20 protein-coding genes are annotated in these 24,833 nt (G+C 70.6%); 7 read left to right on the forward strand and 13 right to left on the reverse strand.

The genetic code is table 11. From position 1 onward, the window contains the following. The first annotated feature begins 42 nt into the window (after nt 1–42). Complete coding sequence (locus ACFQ6S_RS22015) at nt 43–1,137, forward strand: AI-2E family transporter (RefSeq protein WP_383412218.1); 1,095 nt, start codon at nt 43–45, stop codon at nt 1,135–1,137. Here the strand turns inward: ACFQ6S_RS22015 and ACFQ6S_RS22020 are convergent. Then, a complete protein-coding gene (locus ACFQ6S_RS22020) occupies nt 1,071–3,239 on the reverse strand; it encodes a SpoIIE family protein phosphatase (RefSeq protein ID WP_383412221.1) in 2,169 nt (722 codons plus the stop codon). The genes ACFQ6S_RS22015 and ACFQ6S_RS22020 overlap by 67 nt on opposite strands. A 224-nt stretch (nt 3,240–3,463) precedes the next feature. On the opposite strand from ACFQ6S_RS22020, the gene aspS reads away from it, so the two are divergent. Together aspS and ACFQ6S_RS22030 are read left to right on the forward strand one after the other, a co-directional pair. Then, a complete protein-coding gene (gene aspS / locus ACFQ6S_RS22025) occupies nt 3,464–5,227 on the forward strand; it encodes an aspartate--tRNA ligase (RefSeq protein WP_383412224.1) in 1,764 nt (587 codons plus the stop codon). 130 nt (nt 5,228–5,357) lie between these two features. Then, a complete protein-coding gene (locus ACFQ6S_RS22030) occupies nt 5,358–6,293 on the forward strand; it encodes an intradiol ring-cleavage dioxygenase (protein WP_383412226.1) in 936 nt (311 codons plus the stop codon). A 9-nt stretch (nt 6,294–6,302) separates the two neighbouring features. Here the strand turns inward: ACFQ6S_RS22030 and ACFQ6S_RS22035 are convergent, their stop codons facing one another. From ACFQ6S_RS22035 to ACFQ6S_RS22070, 8 genes are all read right to left on the reverse strand, one after another. Then, nucleotides 6,303–6,995: a nucleotidyl transferase AbiEii/AbiGii toxin family protein gene (locus ACFQ6S_RS22035; RefSeq protein ID WP_383412229.1), complete on the reverse strand. Its 693-nt coding sequence runs from the start codon at nt 6,993–6,995 to the stop codon at nt 6,303–6,305. 24 nt (nt 6,996–7,019) lie between these two features. Next, the gene (locus ACFQ6S_RS22040; RefSeq protein WP_030950219.1) at nt 7,020–7,385 is read right to left on the reverse strand and encodes a PH domain-containing protein; all 366 of its coding nucleotides are present in this window, start codon (nt 7,383–7,385) and stop codon (nt 7,020–7,022) included. An 85-nt stretch (nt 7,386–7,470) separates the two neighbouring features. Next, nucleotides 7,471–7,947, reverse strand: coding sequence for a hypothetical protein (locus tag ACFQ6S_RS22045; protein WP_383412232.1), 477 nt, complete (start codon nt 7,945–7,947; stop codon nt 7,471–7,473). A 222-nt stretch (nt 7,948–8,169) separates the two neighbouring features. Continuing rightward, nucleotides 8,170–8,394: a phospholipase D-like domain-containing protein gene (locus tag ACFQ6S_RS22050; RefSeq protein ID WP_383412235.1), complete on the reverse strand. Its 225-nt coding sequence runs from the start codon at nt 8,392–8,394 to the stop codon at nt 8,170–8,172. A 387-nt stretch (nt 8,395–8,781) separates the two neighbouring features. Beyond that, on the reverse strand, nt 8,782–9,273 hold the full coding sequence (locus ACFQ6S_RS22055) for a DUF6174 domain-containing protein (RefSeq protein WP_383412238.1): 492 nt from the start codon (nt 9,271–9,273) through the stop codon (nt 8,782–8,784). A 397-nt stretch (nt 9,274–9,670) separates the two neighbouring features. Continuing rightward, a complete protein-coding gene (gene metG / locus ACFQ6S_RS22060) occupies nt 9,671–11,254 on the reverse strand; it encodes a methionine--tRNA ligase (protein WP_383412241.1) in 1,584 nt (527 codons plus the stop codon). A gap of 41 nt (nt 11,255–11,295) precedes the next feature. After that, nucleotides 11,296–13,026, reverse strand: coding sequence for a methionine--tRNA ligase (metG, locus tag ACFQ6S_RS22065; RefSeq protein WP_383412244.1), 1,731 nt, complete (start codon nt 13,024–13,026; stop codon nt 11,296–11,298). A gap of 167 nt (nt 13,027–13,193) precedes the next feature. Next, on the reverse strand, nt 13,194–15,065 hold the full coding sequence (locus ACFQ6S_RS22070) for a VWA domain-containing protein (protein WP_383412247.1): 1,872 nt from the start codon (nt 15,063–15,065) through the stop codon (nt 13,194–13,196). Nucleotides 15,066–15,341: 276 nt separating this feature from the next. On the opposite strand from ACFQ6S_RS22070, the gene ACFQ6S_RS22075 reads away from it, so the two are divergent. Beyond that, nucleotides 15,342–17,423, forward strand: a complete 2,082-nt coding sequence (locus ACFQ6S_RS22075) for a PhoX family protein (RefSeq protein WP_383412249.1) — start codon at nt 15,342–15,344, stop codon at nt 17,421–17,423. A gap of 15 nt (nt 17,424–17,438) precedes the next feature. Here the strand turns inward: ACFQ6S_RS22075 and ACFQ6S_RS22080 are convergent, their stop codons facing one another. Further along, on the reverse strand, nt 17,439–18,383 hold the full coding sequence (locus ACFQ6S_RS22080; protein WP_383412252.1) for a LysR substrate-binding domain-containing protein: 945 nt from the start codon (nt 18,381–18,383) through the stop codon (nt 17,439–17,441). A 172-nt stretch (nt 18,384–18,555) separates the two neighbouring features. Between ACFQ6S_RS22080 and snpA the strand changes: the two genes are divergently transcribed. After that, nucleotides 18,556–19,215: a snapalysin gene (gene snpA, locus ACFQ6S_RS22085; protein ID WP_383412254.1), complete on the forward strand. Its 660-nt coding sequence runs from the start codon at nt 18,556–18,558 to the stop codon at nt 19,213–19,215. A 72-nt stretch (nt 19,216–19,287) separates the two neighbouring features. Here the strand turns inward: snpA and ACFQ6S_RS22090 are convergent, their stop codons facing one another. Together ACFQ6S_RS22090 and ACFQ6S_RS22095 are read right to left on the reverse strand one after the other, a co-directional pair. Next, nucleotides 19,288–21,231: an FUSC family protein gene (locus ACFQ6S_RS22090; RefSeq protein WP_383412257.1), complete on the reverse strand. Its 1,944-nt coding sequence runs from the start codon at nt 21,229–21,231 to the stop codon at nt 19,288–19,290. A gap of 29 nt (nt 21,232–21,260) precedes the next feature. After that, the gene (locus ACFQ6S_RS22095; protein WP_383412260.1) at nt 21,261–22,262 is read right to left on the reverse strand and encodes an endonuclease/exonuclease/phosphatase family protein; all 1,002 of its coding nucleotides are present in this window, start codon (nt 22,260–22,262) and stop codon (nt 21,261–21,263) included. A 170-nt stretch (nt 22,263–22,432) separates the two neighbouring features. Here ACFQ6S_RS22095 and ACFQ6S_RS22100 point away from each other — a divergent pair, with 170 nt between their 5' ends. Beyond that, nucleotides 22,433–22,633 (forward strand): hypothetical protein, encoded by a 201-nt coding sequence (locus ACFQ6S_RS22100; RefSeq protein ID WP_383412263.1) that lies wholly within the window; start codon nt 22,433–22,435, stop codon nt 22,631–22,633. Nucleotides 22,634–22,652: 19 nt separating this feature from the next. On the opposite strand, the gene ACFQ6S_RS22105 is transcribed toward ACFQ6S_RS22100, so the two are convergent. Further along, complete coding sequence (locus tag ACFQ6S_RS22105) at nt 22,653–23,432, reverse strand: alpha/beta fold hydrolase (RefSeq protein ID WP_383412266.1); 780 nt, start codon at nt 23,430–23,432, stop codon at nt 22,653–22,655. Nucleotides 23,433–23,514: 82 nt separating this feature from the next. On the opposite strand from ACFQ6S_RS22105, the gene ACFQ6S_RS22110 reads away from it, so the two are divergent. Continuing rightward, nucleotides 23,515–24,833: PLP-dependent aminotransferase family protein (locus tag ACFQ6S_RS22110; RefSeq protein ID WP_383412269.1), on the forward strand; the 1,319-nt coding region annotated here is incomplete at its 3' end.

The following is a 24,833-nucleotide window of genomic DNA, read 5'->3' on the forward strand; positions in this document are numbered from 1 at the left end:
CCGCACACGACAGCCCCGCTCCGCGCATGATCCGCTGGAATCGTGCAGGCCCCCACCCCGCTGCTCCCCGATCCCGTCCGGCGGCTCGCCGCCTGGTGCGCCGTCGTGTTGCTCGTCGCCGGGGTCGTCTACGTCGGGATCCGGCTGGCCGTGGAGTTCCGTACGGCCGTCGTGCCCGTGCTGCTCGCGCTGCTGGGGACGGCGCTGCTCGGGCCGCTGCACCGGCGGCTGGTCAAGGCCAAGGTCAACCGGTCCGTCGCCGCCGGGCTCACCTGCGTGGCCGTGGTGGCCGTCGTCGGCGGGGCCGTCTACATCGTCGTCGCCGCGATCGTGGACAGCGGCGACGAGATCGTCGCCTCGCTCAAGCAGGCGGGCGAGGACCTCACCGACCACTTCGGGGCCGCCGGGACCTCGCTGGACGACGTCGCGTCCAACTCCAGGGAACTGCTCACCAAGTTCGGCGGCACGGCCGCCTCCGGGCTCATCAGCGGGGTCAGCGTCGTGGGCGAGACGATCGCCATCGCCGTGCTCGCGTTGCTGCTCGTCTTCTTCTTCCTGCGGGACTCCGACCGGGCCGCGGGAGCCCTCAGGTCCATCGTTCCCGGCAAGAGCGGGGACGTCGTGGAGGCCATGGCCCGGCGGGCGTACCAGGGTGTGGAGGGGTTCATGCGGGGGACCACCCTCATCGCCCTCATCGACGCCGTGTGCATCACCGTCGGGCTGCTGATCCTCGACGTCCCCGGCGCGGTGGGACTCGGCGCGCTCGTCTTCGTGGGGGCCTACATCCCCTATCTCGGCGCCTTCATCTCGGGGGCCGTCGCGGTGCTGGTCGCGCTCGCCGACCGGGGGTTCCTCATCGCGCTGTGGGTGCTCGGTGTGGTGCTCGCCGTGCAGGTGCTGGAGGGCCATGTACTGCAGCCCGCGATCCAGAGCCGGACCGTGCAGATGCACCCCGCCGTCGTCATGGTGGCGATCACCGGGGGTGCCTCCGTCGCCGGCATCCTCGGCATGCTGCTCTCCGTACCGCTCACCGCCGCCGCCTTCGGCGTCGCACACGAGATGCGGGAGCGTTACGGGAGTTCGGCCGCCTCCGGGCCGGCGGCGCCCCCGGAGACCTCGGCGCCCTCGGACTCGTAGAGCTCGAACCAGATGCTCTTGCCCTCGCCGCGCGGGTCGACGCCCCACGCCTGGGCCAGCAGCTCGATCAGCATCAGGCCCCGCCCGGACGACGCCAGCTCCCCGGGGCTGCGCCGGTGCGGCAGGTCGTCGCTGTTGTCCGTGACCTCGACGCGGATCCGGCGGGCGCCGGGCTCGCCCCGCACCTCGGCGAGGAGCAGGGCGTCGGCGTCGGTGTGGACGAGGACGTTCGTCAGCATCTCGGAAAGCAGCAGGACCGCCGAGTCGACCTGGTCCTCCGAGGCCCAGTCGTGCAGCATCTCCCGCAGCTGCAGACGGGCCACCGCGACCCGCTCCGGCTCGGCCTGCGCGACCGACAGCACCGTGCGCCGGATCGCCGGCCGGATGGTCGCCGTGTCCCCGCAGCCGCAGCCCTCCCCCTCGCGCCACAGCAGCAGCACCGCTATGTCGTCCTCGCGCCGGTCGGCGAGCGGGCCGGTGGTGTGGTGGGAGGACGGCCCGTGGACGGCCTGGACCAGGGCGTCGGCGAGCGCCTCCAGGTCGCCGTCGTGCTCCTCCAGGATGGTGCGGATGCGCTTCCAGCCGGTCTCCAGGTCGTGACCGCCGGTCTCGATCAGACCGTCCGTGCAGATCAGCATGGTCTCGCCGGGCTCCAGGGTGATCCTGGTCGTCGGATAGTCGGCGTCCGGGTCGATGCCGAGGGGCAGACCGCCGGCCGTCGGACGGGCGAGCACCGTGCCGTCGATCATGCGGATCGCCGGGTCCGGGTGACCGGCGCGGGCGATGTCCAGCAGGCCGGTCGTGGGGTCGACCTCGACATACAGGCAGGTCGCGAAGCGCAGGTCGGTCGGGTCCTCGTCGAGGGCGCCGAAGGTCATCCCGTGCAGGAAGCGGGAGGCACGGGAGAGGACGGCGTCGGGGCGGTGGCCCTCGGAGGCATAGGCGCGCAGCGCGATGCGGAGCTGACCCATCAGGCCCGCCGCCCGGACGTCATGGCCCTGGACGTCGCCGATGACGAGGGCGAAGCGGCCGTTGGGCAGCGGGATCATGTCGTACCAGTCGCCGCCGACCTGGAGCCCGCCACCGGTGGGCACATACCGGGCCGCGAGGTTCATGCCCGGTATCTCGGGGCCCAGCTGCGGCAGCATCGAGCGCTGGAGACCGTCCGTCAGCTCCCGCGCGGTCTCGGCCGCCTCGGCGCGGCTCAGGGCCTGGGCGAGCATGCGGGCGACCGTCGTCAGCACGGACCGTTCGTCGGGGGTGAATGCGACCGGATAGGTGAACGCCGCCATCCAGGCGCCCATCGTGCGGCCGGCGACGGTCAGCGGCAGGAACGCCCAGGACTGCCGGTCGAAGTGCGCGGCGAGCGGCCAGGTGAGCGGGTAGCGGTCCTTGTACCGCTCGGGTGAGGAGAGATAGACGGCACGGCCGGTGCGGACGACCTCGGCGGCCGGGTAGTCGGTGTCGAGGGCCATGTGTGTGAAGGGGTCCTCGTCGCCGGGCTGATGGCCGTGGTGGCCGATGATCGTCAGGCGGTCGCCCGTGACCCCGAACACCGCGAGCCCGTCCGGTGAGAAGCCCGGCATCGACAGTCCGGCCGCGACCCGCAGCACCTCCGCCGTGGACCTCGCCTCGGCCAGCGCCCGGCCCGCGTCCAGCAGGAACGCCTCCCGCGAGCGCCGCCAGTCGCCGGTGACCGCCGTACGCCCGGCCGAGGTGCCCGGCGCCGGTTCGGTGACCTCCTGGAGGGAGCCCGTCACCTCGTACGACCGCTTCTCGCGGTCGAAGGAGGCATGGAAGCGGCTGCGGCCGACCCGGACGACCCGGCCCCGCTCGTCCATGATCCGCACCCGTGCCTCACCGAGCGTGCCCTCGGCGACGGCGAGCTGGATCACTCCGCTGATCTCGTTCCAGTCGACCGGATGCAGGCGGGAGCGCACCTGGGCCTGACTGAGAGTGGACTGCTCCGGGGGCAGCCCGAGCAGCCGTGCCGCCTCCGCATCGACCGTGACCAGTCCGGTGGCGGTGTTCCAGTGCCACAGTCCGGTCGCGAGGGTGGCAAGAACCTCCCCCACGGTGGGCAGGGGCTCACCAGTGCGCATTGCCCCACTTTAAGAAGAGGTGATCGCAGACTGCCACCGAAGCTGTACGGGACATCTGTCGGGAGGGGCCGTGGGCGCGGCGAATTGGTGGGGAGGCGATCTTGGGGTGCCCGGTAGGCTTGGGGGGAGTTTCACGTGAAACAGGCCCCAGATCGACCCAGATCCACGGGCCCCGAGATTCACGGGAACCATGCCCCCGATCCGCGAAGACTGGATGAACGACGATGCATCGGTACAGGTCCCACACCTGCGGCGAGCTCCGCTCCTCTGACGTCGGCACCGACGTCCGACTGAGTGGCTGGCTGCACAATCGGCGCGACCTGGGCGGCATCCTCTTCATCGATCTGCGCGACCACTACGGCATCACGCAGCTCGTCGCCCGTCCCGGCACGCCCGCGTACGAGGCCCTGGACAAGCTGTCCAAGGAGTCCACGGTCCGGATCGACGGCCAGGTCGTCTCCCGTGGCACCGAGAACATCAACTCCGAGCTGCCCACCGGTGAGATCGAGGTCGAGGTCGGCGAGGTCGAGCTGCTCGGCGCGGCCGCCCCGCTCCCCTTCACGATCAACACCGAGGACGGGGTCAACGAGGAGCGGCGCCTGGAGTACCGCTTCCTGGACCTGCGCCGTGAGCGCATGCACCGCAACATCCTGCTGCGTACGTCGGTGATCTCGGCGATCCGGCACAAGATGACGGCGCTGGGCTTCAACGAGATGGCGACGCCGATCCTGTCCGCGACCTCCCCCGAGGGCGCCCGTGACTTCGTCGTCCCCTCCCGTCTGAACCCGGGCAAGTTCTACGCCCTGCCGCAGGCCCCGCAGCAGTTCAAGCAGCTGCTGATGATCTCCGGCTTCGACCGCTACTTCCAGATCGCGCCCTGCTTCCGGGACGAGGACGCGCGCGCGGACCGCTCGCCGGGCGAGTTCTACCAGCTCGACGTCGAGATGAGCTTCGTCGAGCAGGAGGACGTGTTCCGCCCGATCGAGCAGCTCATGACGGAGCTCTTCGAGGAGTTCGGCGGCGGGCGCCATGTGACGTCCCCCTTCCCGCGGATCCCGTTCCGTGAGGCGATGCTGAAGTACGGCTCCGACAAGCCGGACCTGCGGGCCCAGCTGGAGCTCGTCGACATCACCGACATCTTCGAGGGCTCGGAGTTCAAGGCCTTCGCCGGCAAGCACGTGCGTGCGCTGCCGGTGCCGGACGTCTCCGCGCAGCCCCGCAAGTTCTTCGACCAGCTCGGTGACTTCGCGGTCTCGCAGGGCGCCAAGGGCCTGGCCTGGGTGCGGGTGGCCGAGGACGGTTCGCTGTCCGGCCCGATCGCGAAGTTCCTCACCGAGGAGAACGTCGCCGAGCTGACCAAGCGCCTCTCGCTGGCCGCCGGGCACGCCGTCTTCTTCGGTGCGGGCGAGTTCGACGAGGTCTCGAAGATCATGGGCGCGGTGCGGGTCGAGGCCGCCAAGCGTGCCGGGCACTTCGAGGAGGGCGTCTTCCGGTTCTGCTGGATCGTCGACTTCCCGATGTACGAGAAGGACGAGGAGAGCGGCGCGATCGACTTCTCGCACAACCCCTTCTCGATGCCGCAGGGCGGCCTGGAGGCACTTCAGACCCAGGACCCGCTGGACATCCTGGGCTGGCAGTACGACATCGTCTGCAACGGCGTCGAGCTGTCCTCCGGCGCGATCCGGAACCACGAGCCGGAGATCATGCTGAAGGCCTTCGAGATCGCGGGCTACGACCGCGAGACCGTCGAGGAGAAGTTCGCGGGCATGCTGCGCGCCTTCCGCTTCGGCGCCCCGCCGCACGGCGGCATCGCCCCCGGCGTCGACCGCATCGTCATGCTGCTGGCCGACGAGCCGAACATCCGCGAGACCATCGCCTTCCCGCTCAACGGCAACGCCCAGGACCTGATGATGGGCGCGCCGACGGAGCTGGAGGAGGCGCGGCTGAAGGAGCTGCACCTGTCGGTGCGCAAGCCGCAGCCGAAGTAGGCGGTATGGCGTGAGGTGGCTCGGAACTGATGTCGGTTCCGAGCCACTTCTCTTTGCCCCGGCACTTGCAGGGCTCTTGCCCAGCTCTTACCTAACCTCCTGACAGGCGCGGTCCCTAACTTCCCTGCACATGACGGGAAACCAGACGGCCGAAGGGCCGAAACACAAGCGGGACCTCACGCGTCGCAAGGTCGTCGTCGCCGGTGCGGGAGCCGCCGTCGCGGTCGGCGTGGGCGGCACGGTCGCGGCGGGTGCCTTCGCGGGCGAGACCGGCGGCAAGGCCACCGGAGCGTCGGCGAGCAGCAGCTCCAGTGCCGGGGAGACGTGCTACAAGCTCACCTCGGAGACCACCGAGGGCCCCTACTACATCGACGCGGACAAGCTCCGCCAGGACATCACCGAGGACAAGGTGGGCATCCCGCTCACCCTCCGGATCAAGGTGATCGACTCCGAGACCTGCAAGCCGGTCGGTAACGCGGCGGTGGACATCTGGCACTGCGACGCGCTCGGCCTGTACTCGGGCTACGAGAGCTTCTCGGGCGGCGGCGGGGGTGGCACCCCGCCCACCGACGCCCCCTCGGGCACCCCCACCGACGTGCCGTCCGGCACCCCGACCGGTGAGCCCCCGTCCGGCGGCGGTGGCGGCGGGCACGAGGAGCCGACCAGCGACACCCGCTATCTGCGCGGCACCTGGCGGACGGACCGCAAGGGCTTCGTCACCTTCAGGACCGTCTTCCCTGGCTGGTACCAGGGCCGCTGCGTCCACATCCACACCAAGGTGCATGTGAGCGGCGAGTGGACGGACGCCGGGTACGAGGGCGGCACCACCTGCCACACCGGCCAGTTCTTCTTCGACGAGGAGACGGTCCTCCTCTCCGCCGAGGTGGAGCCGTACTCGACGTCCATGACCGAGCGCACCACGCTCGACGAGGACACGATCTACGACCAGAGCGGGACGACCGGCGGGCTGCTGAAGCTCAAGTACAAGAAGAACGACATCGCCAAGGGCGTCCTCGCCACCATCACGGTGGGCGTCGATCCGGAGGCCACCAACATCGGAACCTGACCGGCGTCGTCACTCGTCCGTGGGCGGGCTGAGGGCTTCCTCCTCCAGCAGCCGCTCGGCGATGTCCTCCGCCCACGCCCGAACCCATCCGCGCAAGGCCGGGACCGATTCCTCGGGCACGCCCCGGGCGGTGAACTCCCGGTCGTCCAGCAGTTCCGTCGCCTCCAGACGGGACTGGAGGTCGGCCGGGTCGAACTCGTCCCAGGCGTGCCTGCGGCCCTGTTCCTCCAGATCGGGGAAGCTCCAGTGGGCCGCGGCGGTGTAGACGTCGGTGAGGTCGCGGGCGGTGCCGCGGTCGGTCAGGGCGCGGACCTTGGTGCCGATGAGGTCCTCGAGGGAGAGGGCCGGGCCCAGGTCGGTCGTGACGGGCGGGTGCCAGAGGGTTTCCTTCAGGAGGTCGACCGGGTGCTCCTCCGCGCCTTCCACGCCGGTGACGAGGAGACGGGCGGAGAGCGGGTCGGTCTCCAGGGGCCGTACCAGCCAGCCGCGCTCCGTCAGGCCCGTGCCGACCACGGCCGCGACCCGGTCCATCGGCTCGGGGGTCTCGGTGGCCACTTCCAGCGGCCCCTCCATGGCGGCCTCCCGCGACGCCTGTGGCATCAGACCATGGGCACGGACCGCGTACCCGCCGGCCAGGACGAGCGGGTAAGGGGCGCCGATCGTGAGGACGTCGGTCAGCAGGTGACGGCGGAGCGGGATCATCGTGCGCAGATTATGACGGCCCGGCTACTTCGCCACGAACTGCGTAAGGATCGCCTGCACCTCGTAGATGTCGACGCCCTTGGTGAACGTCTTCTCGATCGGCGTCGGCGTCCCCGAGACCCAGATCTTCAGCTCGGCGTCCAGGTCGAAGGTGCCGGCCGTCTCCACCGCGAAGTGCGTGATGCTGCGGTACGGGATGGAGTGGTACTCCACCTTCTTGCCGGTGATGCCCTGCTTGTCGACCAGGATCAGACGACGGTCGGTGAACAGGATGGTGTCGCGTATCAGCAGGTAGGCGGCGTGCACCTGCTCACCGTGACCCAGCAGCCGGGCGAAGTCCTGCTGCGCCTGGCCCGAGTCGATGGTGTGCGCGTTACCGAAGAGCGCCATGAATGGATCCCCCCACTTGATGGCTCTACATGATCTTCGCAATGTATAGCGCCTTGGAGGGGTCCAGGCATAGAGGGGTAAACGATCAGGTGTCGTACGAACCGTCCCAGGGTGCGCCGAAGCCCAGGTTGTCGGGATGGAGCTCGGCCCACCCCTCCTCCTCGTCCTCTCCGGTCACCAGGCCGAACAGCACGCCGTCGACGGTGAGTTGGAAGGGACGTATCGCGATGTCCGTGTACGTGCGCCGGGGCAGTCGGCGCAGCAGGGTCGCGAGATGGGCGCGGGCACGGGTCAGGGGCGAGTCGTGGCCCTCCGGGGCGCGCTGCTGCTCGGCCCAGGTGCCGGCACACCAGATCTCCGAGTCGCGGTACCTGCCCTCGGGATCGAAGGTGTGCAGGACCGCGTAGAGGCGTTTGTGCTCTTCCCAGCCGTTGTCGAGTTCGAAGCCCTTGGGGAAGGCGTAGGTCACCGACCCCATGAACTGCCCGTCCTCGTAAAAGCCGATCGCCTCGGTACGGCCGTGCGGCTCGTACGCGATCGAAATGACCTCAGGGACTGCCATGGCGGAAACCATACGGTCGTGCGGGGGGACATGGTGGCGCCGGGGTGGGATCGATGCCAACCGGATGGACAACATCCTCGTGATGTCCCCGAGTTGGGCACCGATCGGTCAAGAAATCCACGGCAACCTTTCAGATCTCCGCGAGCATTGAAGGGGCGCCCGGGACGATTGCCTTCCGGACCCCGTTGCGGCATGAGTCGGGCGGACTCTCCACCGGTCGGTTCACGCGAGGCGCATGATGTTGTTCTCGGGTGCCAGGAGCCAGTGGAAATGCTCGACGAGAGGCTCCACCACGTTCGGGTCACGCAACCCCACACCGAGCTCTGTGTTGTCGGACAAGGCCCGGTCAGTGAGGGTGGCGCTGCCGAGGAGCGCGGTGTGCCGGTCGGCGGCGAGCATCTTGGCGTGCAGCACGCCCGATGACCCGACCCTGTGCCAGACGCGCACCCCGTCTGGAAGTGCGGCAAGCGCGTGGTCGCGTGTCGGGCGTTCATGCGGACCTTCGTGAGGATCCGCCAGTTCCTCCGGTCGGCATAGCCTTGCTCGTTCGCCGCTGACCAGCTGGTTAGCCCCGTTCTGGGCGTCGGTGAGCGGATGGCCGCTGGTCGCCCGCCCGCCGGTGACGGGGCCGTCGATCCCGCCGGTCGCGCAGCCTGTCAGGCAGTGCAGCTTCGCCTTTGCGGCCGTCCTTCAGGCCGCTTCTGCGGGCCCAGTCACGGCGGGCCCGCAGGGGAAAGCGTCGGCGAAGGTGATGAGGACCGCGCACGCCCGCAGGCTTACGGTGTCCGATTCCGCAGACGGTCTGTCTGCGCCGCGGGCGACGACGTGTGGGCTCTAGCTGCCGGCCGGTTCGTAGGAGCTGATGACGTACTCGGCTTCGTCATCGATGGAGTTCTTGTCCCCGTCCAGGGTGATCCGCAAGGGATGCCCATCGGCGGCGTACTCCACTTCCGCCGTGTCCGCCTGCTCGTGCCGGGCCTTCTCCAGCCTGTCCAACAGGTCGCCGATCTTGGGGATCTGACCAGGTCCTCGCTCGACCACTTCCCGACTGCTGTCGTCAAGGCCTACCGCCTTGGCCACCTTGCCGTCCCGGACTGTCACCCGGAAGCTCCCCGCCAGGGCCTGTTCATTCGACGTGAGTGTGTAGACGTACGAGGCGGGCTCGTTCCACGTGGTGTCGCTCTGCGTGGTCGAGCCCTTGGACGAAGTCCCCTCGGCTGATTCCGGAGACGTCTCGCCTCCACAGGCGGCGGTCACGCACACCATCCCCGCGATCAGTGCGGCAGCGGAGAGCACGGAACGGGCCCGGGAATGTACGAGAGTCATGGCGATCCCTTCTTCGTGGGTACGACTATGACGCCACCCGTCACCAGAACGTTCGGGTCGATCACGGCCCCCGAGCGCCTCGGCGACCGAGACCCTGCACCGATGGGGGTGGACGACACCGGCCTCCTCAAGAAGGCGCAGATTCTTGACCTGCCGGGCATCGGACAGGTTCTGGTGGGGTTTCTTTCTCCCGTGGTGCTTTGGAAAGAACGCCGGTCGCACCGGAGCGCACGCCGCCATGCTTCGGCGCGGAGGGGCGCTGAAGTGGCAGGTGGGGGCGTGGAGTTGGGTGGATTCTTTCTGGTTCGTGTGGCTGGGCGTGCGTGTGCGTGCTTACGTGAATGCAGCGGCCGGGGACGGGGTGTGACGTCGGAGGCTCAGATCTACGACCGCCTCTTCATACGGTCGGCCTCTCCTCCAGACGCGGGAACAGCACCGCGCCCTTGGTGACCGTCGTACCGGCGGGGAGCCTGCCCCACTGGGCCGCCTTCTGGATCCTCTGGTCCGCCAGGCGGCCCAGGGACGCCTCCGCGCCGAGCGAGTCCCAGAGCTTTTGGGAGGTCTCCGGCATGACCGGGTTCAGCAGGACGGCGATGGCCCGGAGGGACTCCGCGGCGGTGTAGAGGATGGTCGCGAGCCGGGCTCGGCCCGCCTCGGAATCGTCCTTCGCGACCTTCCAGGGCTCCTGCTCGGTGATGTAGCCGTTGACCTGCCTGACGAAGTCGAAGACCGCCAGGATGCCGCCCTGGAAGTCCAGCTCCTCGCCGATCCTGCGGTCGGCCTCCGCGACGGCCCTGGCCAGGCCGTGGTGGATCGCCCGCTCGGCCTCGCCGTCGGCCGTCGCCGCCGGCAGCTCACCGCCGAAGTACCTGCCGACCATCGCGGCGACCCGGGAGGCGAGGTTGCCGTAGTCGTTCGCCAGCTCGCTGGTGTAGCGGGCGGAGAAGTCCTCCCAGGAGAACGAGCCGTCCTGGCCGAAGGCGATCGCGCGCAGGAAGTACCAGCGGTACGCGTCCACGCCGAAGTGCGAGGTCAGGTCCTGCGGCTTGATACCGGTCAGGTTGGACTTGCTCATCTTCTCGCCGCCGACCATCAGCCAGCCGTTGGCGGCGATCCTGCCGGGCAGCGGCAGGCCGTTCGCCATCAGCATCGCCGGCCAGATGATCGCGTGGAAGCGGAGGATGTCCTTGCCGACGAGGTGGACGTCGGCGGGGAAGGTCGTCTCGAACTTCGCCGGGTTCTCGTTGTAGCCGACGGCCGTGGCGTAGTTCAGCAGCGCGTCGATCCAGACGTAGATGACGTGCCGGTCGTCCCAGGGGACCTTCACGCCCCAGTCGAAGGTGGAGCGGGAGATCGACAGGTCCTGCAGTCCCTGCCGTACGAAGTTCACGACCTCGTTGCGTGCGGACTCGGGCTGGATGAAGCCCGGGTTGGCCTCGTAGTGGGCGAGCAGCCGGTCGGTGTACTCGCTGAGCTTGAAGAAGTAGTTCTCCTCCTTCAGGAGCTCCACCGGCTTCCTGTGGATCGGGCAGAGCTTCTGCCCCGCGTACTCGCCCTCGCCGTCGAGCAGCTCACCGGGGAGCTTGAACTCCTCGCAGCCGACGCAGTACGGGCCCTCGTAGCTGTCCTTGTAGATCTCGCCCTTGTCGTGGAGGTCCTGGACGAACTCCCGCACCCGGTCGGTGTGCCGACGCTGCGTGGTGCGGATGAAGTCGTCGTTCGCGATCTCCAGGTGCTCCCACAGGGGCTGCCAGGACTCGTTAACGAGCCGGTCGGCCCACTCCTGCGGGCCGACCCCGTTCGCCTGCGCCGTGCGCAGGATCTTCTGGCCGTGCTCGTCCGTGCCCGTGAGAAACCAGACGTCCTCGCCGCGGTGGCGGTGCCAGCGGGCGAGGACGTCGGCCGCGAGGGTGGTGTACGCGTGGCCCAGGTGCGGGGCGTCGTTCACGTAGTAGATGGGGGTCGTGACGTAGTACGTCATGACCTCACTCCATCACACTCCGGTGACGGCCCTCACCTGCTTTAGGCCGCCTCGCCGCCGAAGCGCTCCTTGTACGCCTCCAGGTCCTCGTCCGTGAGCTTGGCGAAGAGGACCGGGGGGACGGTGAAGGGGGTGCCGACCGGGACGGCGGTCAGGGACTTCGCCTCGTCCGGGCTCACCCAGGTCGCACGCTTTTGATCAGACGCAGTGTTCGTGAGGGCGAAGGCCTGGCGCATGGCGGCCGACGACGCCGGGATGAAGGGTTCCGAGACCACCGCGTACAGGTGGATCAGGTTCATCGCGGTGCGCAGGGTGAGGGCCGCGCCGTCCTTGTCGGTCTTGATCTCCAGCCAGGGGGCCTTCTCCTCCAGGTAGGAGTTGCCGGCCGACCACAGGGCGCGCAGGGCGGCGGCCGCCTTGCGGAACTGGAGCGCCTCCATCTGCGACTCGTACTCAGCGAGCAGCTCGGCGATCTGCTCGCCCAGCTTCGCCTCCGCCTCGCCCGGCTCACCGCCCGCCGGGACCTCCTCGCCGAAGCGCTTCTTGGAGAAGGACAGGACGCGGTTGACGAAGTTGCCGAGGGTGTCGGCCAGGTCCTTGTTGACCGTGGCCGTGAAGTGTTCCCAGGTGAAGGACGAGTCGTCGGACTCGGGGGCGTTGGCGATCAGGAAGTAGCGCCAGTAGTCGGCGGGGAGGATCTCCAGGGCCTGGTCGGTGAAGACACCGCGCTTCTGGGACGTGGAGAACTTTCCGCCGTAGTACGTCAGCCAGTTGAAGGCCTTGACGAAGTCGACCTTCTTCCAGGGCTCGCGGATGCCGAGTTCCGTGGCCGGGAACATGACCGTGTGGAACGGGACGTTGTCCTTCGCCATGAACTGCGTGTAGCGGACGTCGGTGTCGACGTCGTACCACCACGACTTCCAGTCGCGGTTCTCCGGGTCCTGGTCCGACCACTCCTTGGTCGAGCCGAGGTACTCGATCGGGGCGTCGAACCAGACGTAGAAGACCTTGCCCTCGGCCGCGAGCTCCGGCCAGGTGTCCGCCGGGACGGGGACGCCCCAGTCCAGGTCACGGGTGATCGCGCGGTCGTGCAGGCCCTCGGTCAGCCACTTGTGGGCGATGGAGGAGGCCAGGTGCGGCCAGACGCCGTCGTGCCGGGCGACCCACTCCATGACCTCGCTCTGGAGCTTGGACTGGAGGAGGAAGAGGTGCTTGGTCTCGCGGACCTCCAGGTCCGTGGAGCCGGAGATGGCCGAGCGCGGGTCGATCAGGTCGGTCGGGTCGAGTACGCGGGTGCAGTTCTCGCACTGGTCGCCGCGGGCCTTGTCGTAGCCGCAGTGGGGGCAGGTGCCCTCGACGTAGCGGTCCGGGAGGAAGCGGTCGTCGGTGGGGCTGTACACCTGCCGGATCGCCCGCTCCTCGATGAAGCCGTTCTCGTGGAGGCGGCGGGCGAAGTGCTGGGTGATCTCGACGTTCTGCTCGCTGGAGCTGCGGCCGAAGTAGTCGAAGGCGAGGGCGAAGCCGTCGTAGACCGCCTTCTGGGCGTCGTGGGCCTGCGCGCAGAAGTCCGCCACGGGGAGGCCCTGCTCCTTCGCGGCGAGCTCGGCGGGGGTGCCGTGCTCGTCGGTCGCGCAGATGTACAGGACGTCGTGGCCGCGCTGGCGGAGGTACCGGGAGTACACGTCCGCCGGGAGCATGGACCCCACCATGTTGCCCAGGTGCTTGATTCCGTTGATGTACGGAAGGGCGCTGGTGATGAGGTGTCGAGCCATCGGGGGCTGCTCCCAGGTCGGTCTTCTTGCTGCTTTGCGAACCTTGAAATCGTAGCCGACATGGGTGGGCCGCCCGCTTCCCGTTTTGAGGGGTGGGAAGGGGGCGGCCGGTTGTCTCCGACGGTGGAGCGGTGGGTGTACGTCCGTTCTGTGTCGGTTCTACGGGGTTACGGGCGCCAGGTGGCCAGGATGCCCTCGTAGACCTCCGCGTCCGTGAGCTCCTTCGGGGTCTCGCCCGCCAGGAAGTGGGACGTGTTGTCCAGCTTCAGCTTGCGGAGGTAGTCGAAGGCCTTGTGCTCCGGGTCTCCGAAGGCGACGAAGGAGAAGAAGACGGCGGGGTGGTTCTTCGCGGCGTCCGTGAGGGACTGGGTCGCGGGGGTCTTCGCGTCCGGGGCGCCGTCGGTCTGGAAGACGACGAGGGCGGGGGTGCCGGGGGCTTCCTTGCCGTGGTGGGCGAGGACGTCCTCGACGGCGGCGTGGTAGCTGGTACGGCCCATGCGGCCGAGGCCGGCGTGCAGGTCGTCGATCTTGTTCTCGTGGTCGGTGAGGGTGAGCTCGCCGGTGCCGTCCACCTCCGTGGAGAAGAAGGTGACGTGGACCTTGGTGTTCTCGGGGCCCTGGGGGTCGAGGTGGGCGGCGAGGGCGAGGGTCTGCTCGGCGAGGGCCTGGGCGGAGCCGTCCTTGTAGTACGGGCGCATGCTCGCGGAGCGGTCGAGGACGAGGTAGACCTTGGCGCGGGCGGTTGTGAGGCCTGCCTGGGCGAGGGTGGTCGCGGCTGTGTCGTAGGCGGTGCGGAGGGTGGCGGGTACGGTCGTGGTCGCGTCCCGGCCTTCGGCCGGGTTTTCGTTCCCACCCGCACCCCCCGTGACAGTTTCGTCGTCGACTGCGGGTGGCCCCTGAGGGGAGTCCTCGCCGTCGGCGGCCTCCGCCTCGGGGGTGGCGGACGCCTCGGGCTCCGCCTCAGAGGTGGCGGACGTGTCGGACTCCGGGACGACCGGCTCCTCGGCAGCTGCCACCGTCTCGGCTTCCGGCGTCGGCTCCTCGGCCACCGCGGGCGCCTCGACGGCCGGCTCTTCGGTGGCGGGCGCCTCCGTGACCGGCTCTTCGACGGCGGCCGTCTCGGCAGCGGGCTCTACCTGAGCCTGCTCCTCGATGGCGGGGGTCTCCGCGACGGGCTCACCCGCGGCGGGTTCCTCGACGGTCGGCGCTTCGGCAGCGGGCGCTTCCGTGACCGGCTCTTCGACGACCGGCGTCTCGGCGACGGGCTCTTCCTGAGCCGGCTCCTCCACGGCGGAGGCCTCAGCGGCCGGCTCCTCGGTGGCCGTCTCTGCCGTGGCGGGCGTCTCGGCAGCGGGCTCTACCTGAGCCTGCTCCTCAACGGCGGGGGTCTCCGCGACGGGCTCCACCGCGGCGGGCTCCTCGACGGTCGGCGCTTCGGCAGCGGGCGCTTCCGTGACCGGCTCTTCGACGACCGGCGTCTCGGCGACGGGCTCTTCCTGAGCCGGCGCCTCCGCGGCAGGTGCCTCCACAACCGCCTCTTCGACGGCCGGCTCCTCAACCACCGGCGTCTTCGCGACCGGCTCAGCCGCCGGGGTCTCCGCCACGGGCTTCTCAGCCACCGGCGTCTTCGCGACCGGCTCAGCCGCCGGCGTCTCCGCCACGGGCTTCTCAGCCACCGGCGTCTTCGCGACCGGCTCAGCCACCGGCGTCTCCGGTGTGGTCGGCTTGGGCACCGTCACGTTGTCGAAGGCGGCCGAGACCAGCTCGTGCTCGTCGTCCTCGTCGGTGGGCTCGGCTGCAGGGGCCGTCCGCGGTTCCGGTACCTGGGTGGTGGCCGTCCGCTGGGGTTCTGGTACCTGGGTGGTGGCCGTCCGCTGGGGTTCCGGTGCCTTGGTGGTAGCCGTCGGCTCGGGTTCCGGGGACGGGGACGGGACCGTCGGCTGGGGGTTCGACGAAGGCGTCGTCGCACCCTCTGCTTCGGTGGTCAGCCCCTTGCGTGACCGGCCGAATGCGTTCCGCAGGAGAGTGAGAATGCCCATGTGCGCAACCCTTCGCGTGAGTTGATGCCCGTAGATCCCTGGCCAGGACGGACACGTAAGGTTAGCGGCCCCAGATGGCGATCTTGGGGAGGGGCGGACACCTGAGGTCCCCATGCGTCAAGGGCCCGATCGAGTCGATCGGACGCGGGGCAGCAACTGCCGTACAGATACCTCTGGTTCACCCTTCGTTCATTCAAATGCCCCGCTCCCGCACAAACGTCCCCCTACCGTCCCCCACGCTGCATTCAAGGGGAAGCAAGGGGAGTACCAAGAGCCATGCGTATTCAGTTGCCGATCGTCAGCGTCAACAACGACTCGCATCACGGTGGCAGAGCAGCCCTGACCTGCCGCTTCCGGTGTGGTGACGCCTGTTTCCACGAGGTGCCCAACACCACCGCCAACCCATATGTCGGTGATGTCATCGCCGACGCCCTCAGCCGCCGTACCGTGATGCGCGCCGCCGCCGTCGTCACCGCGGCCTCCGCCGTGGGCGCCTCCGCCACCGTCGCCGCCCCGAAGGCGAGCGCCGCCGAGGCCGCCGCCGACACCGCCGCCACCAGCACCCGCCACGCCTCCCGCGGCGCGCGCGGCCTGCGCTTCGAGCCCGTCGCGCCGAACACCGCCGACGCCGTGACCATCCCGGACGGCTACGGGCAGAACATCGTCATCCGCTGGGGCGAGCCCATCCTGCGCGGTGCGACCGCCTTCGACCCGGAGAACCAGACCGCCGAATCGCAGTCGAAGCAGTTCGGCTACAACAACGACTTCCTGGCTCTCCTTCCGCTGCCGGGCGAGCACAACCGGCAGATCCTCGTCGCCAACCACGAGTACACCGACGAGGTGCTCATGTTCCGTGGTTACGACGCCGCCAACCCGACCAAGCAGCAGGTGGAGGTCGCCTGGGCGGCCCACGGGCTCTCCGCCGTCGTCGTCGAGGGCGACCGGCGCAGCGGCAAGCTCACGCCCGTCACCCGGCACCCGCTCAACCGGCGTGTGACCGCCACCTCCGAGTTCAAGGTCACCGGCCCGGCGGCCGGCTCGGACCTGCTGAAGACCTCCGCCGACCCGACCGGCACCAAGGTCCTCGGCACGCTCAACAACTGCTCCGGTGGCGTCACCCCGTGGGGCACCACGCTGCACGGCGAGGAGAACTTCAACCAGTACTTCGCCAACGCCACCCGTGCCACCGACAAGCGGTACGGGATCGGGGCTGCCGCGACCGAGCGCAAGTGGGAGCGTTTCGACAAGCGCTTCGACGTGGCGCAGGAGCCCAACGAGCCGCACCGGTTCGGTTACGTCGTCGAGCTCGACCCGTACGACCCCTCCTCCAAGCCGCGCAAGCACACCGCGCTCGGCCGCTTCAAGCACGAGGGCGCGACCGTGCGGCTGACCGACGACGGCCGCCCGGTCGTCTACTCCGGTGACGACGAGCGCTTCGACTACTTCTACAAGTTCGTCGGCAGCAAGCGGATGAAGAAGGGCAGCTCGCGCTCGGTGCGGGAGCACAACCTCTCGCTGCTCGACGAGGGCACGCTCTACGTCGCCAAGCTCACCGGCGACTCCCCCGCCATCGAGATCGACGGCACCGGCAAGCTGCCGGCCGACGGCGAGTTCGACGGCAGCGGCGAGTGGATCCCGCTGGCCACGGCGACCGCGAAGGGTGCCGTCTCGCACATCGAGGGGATGACGGCGGAAGAGGTCTTCGTCTTCACCCGTCTCGCCGGTGACAAGGTCGGCGCCACCAAGATGGACCGGCCCGAGGACATCGAGCCCAACCCGCGCACCGGCAAGGTGTACGTCGCCCTCACCAACAACACCAACCGTGGTGTCGGCTCCAACGCCAAGCCGGACGAGGCCAACCCGCGCAACGCCAACAAGCACGGCCAGATCCTCGAGCTGACCGAGCGCTGGAACTGCGCCGACAGCAAGAAGTTCGTCTGGACGCTGTTCCTGGTCGCGGGCGACCCCAACGACCCGGCCACCTACTTCGCCGGCTTCCCGAAGGACGACGTCTCCCCGATCTCCTGCCCGGACAACGTCGCCTTCGACTCGCACGGCAACCTGTGGATCTCCACGGACGGCGCGCAGCTCGGTTCGCACGACGGTCTGTTCGGTGTCGCCACGCGCGGTGACCGGCGTGGTGAGCTGAAGCAGTTCCTCACGGTGCCCAAGGGCGCGGAGACCTGCGGCCCGGTCATCCAGGACCGGCGTGTGCTCGTCGCCGTGCAGCACCCGGGCGAGATCGACGGCGCGACGGCCGAGAAGCCGCTGAGCGCCTGGCCCGACGGTGCCGGCAAGATCAACCGCCCGGCCGTCGTGGCGGTCTGGCGCAAGGACGGCTGCGACATCGGCGTCTGATCGCACGGACCCCGATCACGGGAGGGCTGGGACCGGCGGCTGCCGCTCGCCGTCGTGTTCCAGCCAGTCCCGATAGGCCGGCGCCTGCCGTGCCGCCTCCCAGTACGCCTCCTCCAGCGCCGGATAGACCCCGTCGAGGTCCGTCTCCGTACGGGCCGCGAGGAAGAGGCGTACGCCGAGCGGGTCGCCGTGCAGACGCCGTACCGCCATGGTGGGGCTGTCGGCGTGGGTGGGCTGGCAGACCGCGACCACCTCGCCGGTGGCGACCAGCGCGTCGGCCGTGTAGTAGTCGCCGTGCAGGACATGGGGGTTGACGCCGGCCGCGCGGAACATCCGCTGCACGGCGTCCCACTCGCCGTCCACCGTCGGATCGACCATCCAGCGGTCGTCGGCCAGGTCGCGCAGGTGGACCTCGGACTTCGTCACGGCCGGGTGATCGGTCGGCAGCGACACGAACTGCGGCTCGCGGTCCATCAACACGCGTAGCCGGAGCTCGGGCGGGATGCGCAGCGGGCAGCCCTCCACCTCGTGCACGAAGGCGACGTCCAGCTGGCCGTCGGCGACCATGCGGAGCAGGGCGTTCGGGGAGACGTTCATATGGAGCGTCGGGTCCTGGCCGTGGCCGCGCAGCCGGCGCAGCCAGCCCGCGAGCGCCTTGCTCGCCGTCGAGCCGACCCGCAGCTCCGGGCCGCCCACCGCGGCCGCCCTCGCCTCGGCGACCAGGGCGCGCATATCGGCCACCAGCGGGCGGGCGCGGCTGAGCACCAGGCGGCCCAGCGGGGTGGGGCGACAGCCGGTTCGCGCACGCAGGAACAGTGCGCCGCCCAGTTCCTGCTCGATCCGCCGCAGCTGTGTGCTGAGCGACGGCTGGGCGACGCCCAGCTGGCGGGCCGCCCGGTGCAGACTGCCGGTGTCGGCTATGGCGCACAGCGCGCGGAGGTGTCTCACCTCGAGCTCCATGCCCTGGGAGACTAAAGCGGACGCACTGGTTTCACCAGCCGCACAAACCCCCTCTGATGCACGCCAATTGGGGCCCCGATAGGGCCGGGCTATCACCGATTGCCATCATCACAGCGGCCACACAGGCGCAGACACTCGCCTTGACGACTCACCCCCCACCTAGGAGTCATCGATGCGCATGTCCTTTTCCCTGTCCGCCCGTTCGCTGACGGCGGTCGGTCTCGGTGTCGCGGCCCTCGGCCTCGGTTCGGTCGCTCCGGCGACGGCCGCTCCGGCGCACGTCCAGGCCGGCTATGTCGCCAAGTCGGCCGATTCCGACGCCAGTCGGGCCTTCTTCGAGGCGGTCCTGAAGTCCGTCGCCGAGAAGCGCGCCGAGAACCCGAGCGCCGCGGCCGTCACCGTCACCTACGACGCCTCCGGGGCGCCCACGTTCAGCGCGGAGATAGCCCGCAGCACCCAGATATGGAACAGCTCGGTGTCCAACGTCCAGCTCCAGCAGGGCTCGAACGCCGACTTCACCTACCGTGAGGGCAATGACCCGCGCGGCTCGTACGCCTCGACCGACGGTCACGGCAGCGGCTACATCTTCCTCGACTACCAGCAGAACCAGGAGTACGACTCCACTCGCGTCACCGCGCACGAGACGGGGCACGTGCTCGGGCTGCCGGACCACTACGAGGGGCCGTGCAGTGAGCTGATGTCGGGTGGCGGGCCCGGCCCGTCCTGCACGAACTCCCAGCCGGACACGAACGAGCGGGCCAAGGTCCAGCAGCTGTGGGCCAACGGGTTCGCCGCCGCGATGGACAAGGCCCTGCACAAGGCCGGCCGCTAGGCAACGCCGGTTCTCCGGACCCACCCCCCACATGGCGCGGTCGCCCTCCTGCACAGGGCGGCCGCGCCCTTTTCAGCGCGGGGAAGCGATCGCGCGTGCCGTCCCCACCTCTTGCCGCAGGGGCTCCAGGACGCTTCCCGAAGGGCCGGTGAGGTCCGTGCGGACCTCGTACAGGGTCTCGGCCTCGCGTACGCCCTCCGCCAGCTCCCGCAGCTGAAGGGCCACTTGTGTCACCTCGGCGGCGGACGGCGGGGCCGCCCCGTGGCGCACCCGCACCCCCGCCGCCGTCGTCGCGTCCACGATCCGCTCCACCGCCACCACCAGCGGCCACCACGCGGCCGCCCGGCGTCCGGTGGGCGGTGGTTCGGTCAGGGCGCGCTGGAACTCCGTGCGGATGGCCGAGAGGTCGCGGTAGAGGCGGCGGCGCATCCGGGCGCGGGCCGACGGGTCGACGGCGGTCGGTCCGAAGGCGGCCTCCACATACCGCGCCGTGTCGTCCACGGCGCCCGCGAGCCGGTCGCCGACCCGGGTGTGCCAGCTCTCCGGCCACAGCAGATACCCGGCGACGAGGGCGATGGCGCAGCCCAGCAGGGAGTCGGCCAGGCGGGGCAGCAGCAACCCGGTGCCCTGGCGGTTCAGGACGTCCGACAGGAGCAGGATCACCGGTGTGATGGCGGCCGTCTGATAGCCGTACCCGCGCGGGGTGAGCCCCGGGATCAGCGGGGCGAGGACCAGCATCACCGGTACGTCCCACCAGCCGCGCGGCACCTGGGACAGCACCGCCGCCGCGATCACCAGCCCGGCGACGGTGCCGAGGGCGCGCAGCAGGGCGCGGGAGAAGACGGAGCCGAAGTCGGGCTTGAGGACGAAGGTGATGGTGAGGGCGACCCAGTAGGAGCGCGGGACGGGGATGATCGACACCAGGGTCTGGGCCAGCCCGATGCACAGGGCGAGGCGCAGGCCGTAGCGCCAGGAGGCGGCGGACAGGGCGACGTTGCGGGCGGCACGGGCGGTGCGGATGCGGAGTGCCGCCGGGCGGCCGAGGCGGTCGTCGATGCCGCGGGGGTCGACGTCCGGGCCGGCGACGACCTCGGCGGCGTGCCGCAGGGCGTGGTCGACGGCGCGGGCGGTCTCGGTGGCGGACGCGGGGAGCTCCAGGCCTATGGGGCCGGTGTAGCCGGTCGCCACGGCCGAGGCGAGATGCCGTGCGGCCTCCGGGACCTCGGGCGGGAGCGGGGTGCCGCTGAGGTGGGCGGCGGGGGCGGCCTCGACGACCGGGGTGATGGCGTTCAACTGGGCGAGCAGCCGGGAGAGTTCGGGGCTGCGGCCGTGGTGGCGGGCGCGGTGGGCGAGGACGATGTCGTACGACTGGTTCAGGGACTGGGTGACCGCGTGCCGGGCGTCGTCGTACGCCTGGGTGCCGCCGCAGACCGCCGTCAGCAGGTCGGCGGCCTTCCGGTAGGTGTCCGCGACCGCCGTCCGCTCGGGCACCCCCGACCGCAGCGGCCAGGCCAGCAGCGCGAGGGCCAGGACGAGCAGCCCGCCGCCGGACATCAGCAGCGGCGCCAGCCACCACTCGCCCGGCATCGGCAGTCCCGCGCCCACCACGCAGGTCAGCAGCAGCACCAGCCCTGCGGCGGAGGCGACCGCTCCGATCGTCGAGATCATCCCGGAGACCAGCGCGACACCGGTGAGGACGGCGACGGCGATCCAGCCGCGGCCGAACACCAGGGCGCCGAGGGTGATGCCGGCGGCGCCGAAGAGCTGCGGGATGGCGATGGTGGGGATGCGGACGCGGTAGGCGGCGGCGGTGTCGCTGATGACGCCGTTGAGGGCGCCCATCGAGGCGAGGGCGCCGTAGAAGGGCCGGTCGACCGCGAGTCCGATGGCCAGCGGGAGGGTCATCGCGACGGCCGCGCGGATCATGGCCGGCCGGTTGACGGGGGCCGGCTGGGACCGGAGGTTCCGCACGAGCCAGTCGGGGGGTGTGAGGCCGATGGGGAGCTCGCGGGGCATGCGGCCCATTATGGGCACCCGTGTTCAGCTCATCGGCGCTGGTGCAGCGTGAGGTCGGTGACAAGCGCGCGGTGGTCGGTGTCGGTCAGGTCGAGGAAGCGGGCGGTGCGGACGGAGAAGTCGGCGGAGAGCAGGACGTGGTCGATCTGCACGCCGAACGCCGGTGCGGTCCGGGCCGGCCAGCTGGGGGTGCGGTCGTGGCCGTCGAGCCGGGCGGCGTCCTGCAGTCCGGCGTCCAGGATGCGGCGGAAGGCGGCGTGGTCCTGGGAGGCGTTGAAGTCCCCGGCGACGACGAGCGGCGTCCTGCCGTCCTCGGCGGCGAAGTCCCGCAGCTCGCCGAGCTCCCGGCGCCACAGATCGGTCCGGCCGGGCAGCGGCGGCATGGGATGCGCGAGCTGGAGCCGTACGGCGTGCCCGCGTACGTCGGCGACGGCGCCGGGCATGGCCATGGTGCCGTCGACGCCGTCGGCGGGGTCGAGCGGGAAGCGGCTGAGGACGACCGAGCCCTTCGAGCCGCCGGCCACCTGTGCCGCCCGGTGCGGATAGTCGGCGCCGAGGGCCTTCTTGAGCGTGGCGTCGCAGGAGTACTCGCACTCCTGGACGAACACGAGGTCCGGCTTCTCCTTGCGCACGGCGGTGACCAGGGCGTCGGTCGCCTGCCCGAACTCGACGTTCGAGGTCAGCACCCGGAAGGAGACGAGCGGCGGCCCGCCCGGCTGGGAGCTCTTGCCGTACGGCTCGATGAACCAGGCCAGCAGCCCGATCAGCGCGACCGCCCACACGACGCCGAACCACCAGCGCGAGAGCAGGGCGAGCAGCAGCCCGAAGCCGGCGGGCACCAGCAGCCACGGCAGGAAGGCGAGGAACTGCGGGACCGGGGTGATCCCGTCGGTGTCGGCGACCCGGCACCCGACGACCACGCTGACGCCCAGGAACAGCAGCCCGGCCGGCCAGGTGCCGATCCGCCGCCGGGCCCGCCGCCCTGGCACGCCGTCCGGGTAGGCGGTCCACTCGGCAGCCGCAGTATCCACGTCCCGGCCTTCCGTTCGCGGGTGGGATGCCCGAATCCTCCCTCAAAGACGGGGGCCGTGGGGCGAAGGTTGCGCGGAAGGCGGCACGCGCCGGGCCGGTGCGGGAGGGGTCCCGGCGGTGGGCGCCGATGATGGGGCGCCGGTCACCGAAGGCGACAAGGAGATCCGAGATGACGCCCGTGCAGGCCAATTGGCTGACCCTGCTGCTCGCCCCCATCGCCGTCGTCGGGCTGGTGGTCGCCTTCACCGCCGCGCGTTCGGCGTCCCGGCGGGGCGAGCCGATGCCTGGCTGGGGGAAGACCGTTCAGGGTGTGGCGATCGCCCTTGTGGTGCTCGTGGCCGTGATGAACATGGCTTCGAGCGGCTCGTAGGCGGAGCACCCGGTACGGATCACCCGTCGATCCGGGCGAGGAACTCCCCCAGCGCCGCGTTGAACTCCTCCGGCCGCTCCAGGTTCGGCATGTGTGCCGCTCCCTCGATCACCCGGAGGGTCGAGTGCGGGAGTGCCGTGTGCATGTCCTCGGCGTCCGACACCGGGGTGTAGGCGTCGTCGGCGCCCACCACGACCAGGGCGGGGGCCGTGACGCGGGTCAGCAGGGCGCGGTAGTCGGGGCGTTCGGCGCGGCCGCGCAGGGCCGCCGCGGCGCCCTCGGGCGGGGTTGCCGTCATCATGCGGTGGACGTGGGCCTTGACCTCGGCGGTCGCGTACGGCGCGACCATCTTCTCCAGTACCTCGTCGGCGTATCCGCGCATGCCCTCGCGCAGCAGCCGGTCCGCCATGGCGCCGCGCGCCCGCTTGCCCTCCGGGGTCTCGGCCGCCGGGAAGGTGTCGGCGAGGACCAGGCCGCGGATGCGCTCGGGGAAGCGGGCGTAGCACTCCATGACGATCTGGCCGCCCATCGACAGGCCCGCCAGGACGAAGGTCTCCACCTTCAGGTCGTCCAGCAGCGCCTCGATGTCCTCGGCGAAGGCGGAGAGCGCGGTGATGCCCGGGACGACCGGGGAGTCGCCGTAGCCGCGCAGGTCGGGGGCGATGACCCGGCGGGTGGCCGAGAACTCCTCGATCTGCGGGGTCCACATCGTGCGGTCGAAGGGGTGGCCGTGGACGAGGACGAGGGGGACCTGAGAGGAATCCACACCTTTGTCCTCGTATGCGAGGAAGGGGCTCATACGGACGACCCTAGATCGCCCCAACTCATCGGTGCAATAAGATCTTTGCTCTCGGTGCAATGTCAGGAGGGCCAGGGGGAACATGGAGGACTACCGGCGCATCGCCGATCGCATCGCCGACGAGATCACCGCAGGACGGCTGAAGCCCGGCGAACGACTGCCCCCGCAGCGGCTGTTCGCGCGGCGGCGCGGGATCGCCGGGTCGACGGCGGGGCGGGTGTACGCCGAACTCGTCCGGCGCGGGCTGGTCGTCGGCGAGGTCGGCCGGGGGACCTTCGTGCGGGCCACTCCCGCGGGGGCCGGGCCGGCGCTCGTCGAGCCCGCGACCGAGGCACCCGTGAACCTGGAGCTCAACTACCCCTCCGCGCCCGGCCAGTCGGCACTCCTCGCCCCGGCCCTCGCACCGCTGCAGCGCCCCGACGTGCTGGCCGAGGCCCTGCGTCCGGCCGCCGCCACCGGCACGTCCGCGGCCCGCCGGGCGGCGGCCGACCTGCTCGCCACCCCCGCCTGGCGCCCCGCCCCCGACCGGATCCTCTTCACCGGCAACGCCCGCCAGGCCGTCGCCGCCACCCTCGCCTCCCTGGTCCGGCCCGGCGGCCGGGTCGGCGTCGAGGCGCTGACGTACCCCGTGGTCAAGGACATCGCCGCCCGGCTCGGCATCACCCTGGTGCCGCTGGCCACCGACGAGGAGGGCCCGCGCCCGGAGTCCGTCGCCGCCGCCCACCGCTCGGCTCCGCTGGCCGCGCTGTACCTCCAGCCGACCCTGCACAACCCGACCTCGGTGACGACCGGCCCCGAACGCGTCCGCCGGCTCGCCCGCACCGCGCTCGACCTGGACATCCCCGTCGTCGAGGACCGCATCTGGTCCTTCCTCGCGGACGGCGACCCCCTCGCCGCGCACGCGCCCGGCCTCACCCATGTCGTCGACGGCCTGTCCAAGCGCGTCGCCCCCGGGCTCACCGTCGGCTTCGTCGTCGTGCCGCAGGAGCGGGTGGGGGCGGTGGCGGAGGCCGTGCGGTCCGGGGGGTGGAGCGCGGGGTCGTTCGCGCTGGAGGCGGCCGTGCGGTGGCTGGCGGACGGGACCGTGCGTCGGCTGGTCGCGGCCAAGCGGGCGGACGCGGTGCGCCGGCAGGGGATCCTCCGCGAGGAATTGCGCGCCTTCGCCGTACGGTCCGATCCGCACGCCTATTTCGCCTGGTGGGAGCTGCCCGCACCGTGGCGGGCGGACACCTTCACGGCCGCCGCGGCAGCGCACGGCATCGCGGTGACGCCGGGCCCCGCCTTCGCCGTCGACCCCAACCGCACGCCGGACGCTGTCAGGCTCGGGCTCGCGTCGGTTCCTGAGTCGGATCTGCGGCGGGCCCTGCGGACGCTCGCCGGCGTCGTGCGAGGAACTCCGTG

Origin of the sequence: Streptomyces sp. NPDC056479 (assembly GCF_042795335.1) — a bacterium.
Taxonomy (GTDB): Bacteria; Actinomycetota; Actinomycetes; order Streptomycetales; family Streptomycetaceae; genus Streptomyces.

Coding starts and splice junctions, on each gene's coding strand:
- snpA (WP_383412254.1), top strand. CDS start 18,556: ATGCGCATGTCCTTTTCCCTGTCCGCCCGTTCGCTGACGGCGGTCGGT.
- metG (WP_383412244.1), bottom strand. CDS start 13,026: ATGGCTCGACACCTCATCACCAGCGCCCTTCCGTACATCAACGGAATC.
- aspS (WP_383412224.1), top strand. CDS start 3,464: ATGCATCGGTACAGGTCCCACACCTGCGGCGAGCTCCGCTCCTCTGAC.
- ACFQ6S_RS22090 (WP_383412257.1), bottom strand. CDS start 21,231: ATGCCCCGCGAGCTCCCCATCGGCCTCACACCCCCCGACTGGCTCGTG.
- ACFQ6S_RS22040 (WP_030950219.1), bottom strand. CDS start 7,385: ATGGCGCTCTTCGGTAACGCGCACACCATCGACTCGGGCCAGGCGCAG.
- ACFQ6S_RS22070 (WP_383412247.1), bottom strand. CDS start 15,065: ATGGGCATTCTCACTCTCCTGCGGAACGCATTCGGCCGGTCACGCAAG.
- ACFQ6S_RS22080 (WP_383412252.1), bottom strand. CDS start 18,383: ATGGAGCTCGAGGTGAGACACCTCCGCGCGCTGTGCGCCATAGCCGAC.
- ACFQ6S_RS22030 (WP_383412226.1), top strand. CDS start 5,358: ATGACGGGAAACCAGACGGCCGAAGGGCCGAAACACAAGCGGGACCTC.
- metG (WP_383412241.1), bottom strand. CDS start 11,254: ATGACGTACTACGTCACGACCCCCATCTACTACGTGAACGACGCCCCG.
- ACFQ6S_RS22075 (WP_383412249.1), top strand. CDS start 15,342: ATGCGTATTCAGTTGCCGATCGTCAGCGTCAACAACGACTCGCATCAC.
- ACFQ6S_RS22100 (WP_383412263.1), top strand. CDS start 22,433: ATGACGCCCGTGCAGGCCAATTGGCTGACCCTGCTGCTCGCCCCCATC.
- ACFQ6S_RS22035 (WP_383412229.1), bottom strand. CDS start 6,995: ATGATCCCGCTCCGCCGTCACCTGCTGACCGACGTCCTCACGATCGGC.
- ACFQ6S_RS22020 (WP_383412221.1), bottom strand. CDS start 3,239: ATGCGCACTGGTGAGCCCCTGCCCACCGTGGGGGAGGTTCTTGCCACC.
- ACFQ6S_RS22055 (WP_383412238.1), bottom strand. CDS start 9,273: ATGACTCTCGTACATTCCCGGGCCCGTTCCGTGCTCTCCGCTGCCGCA.
- ACFQ6S_RS22045 (WP_383412232.1), bottom strand. CDS start 7,947: ATGGCAGTCCCTGAGGTCATTTCGATCGCGTACGAGCCGCACGGCCGT.
- ACFQ6S_RS22105 (WP_383412266.1), bottom strand. CDS start 23,432: ATGAGCCCCTTCCTCGCATACGAGGACAAAGGTGTGGATTCCTCTCAG.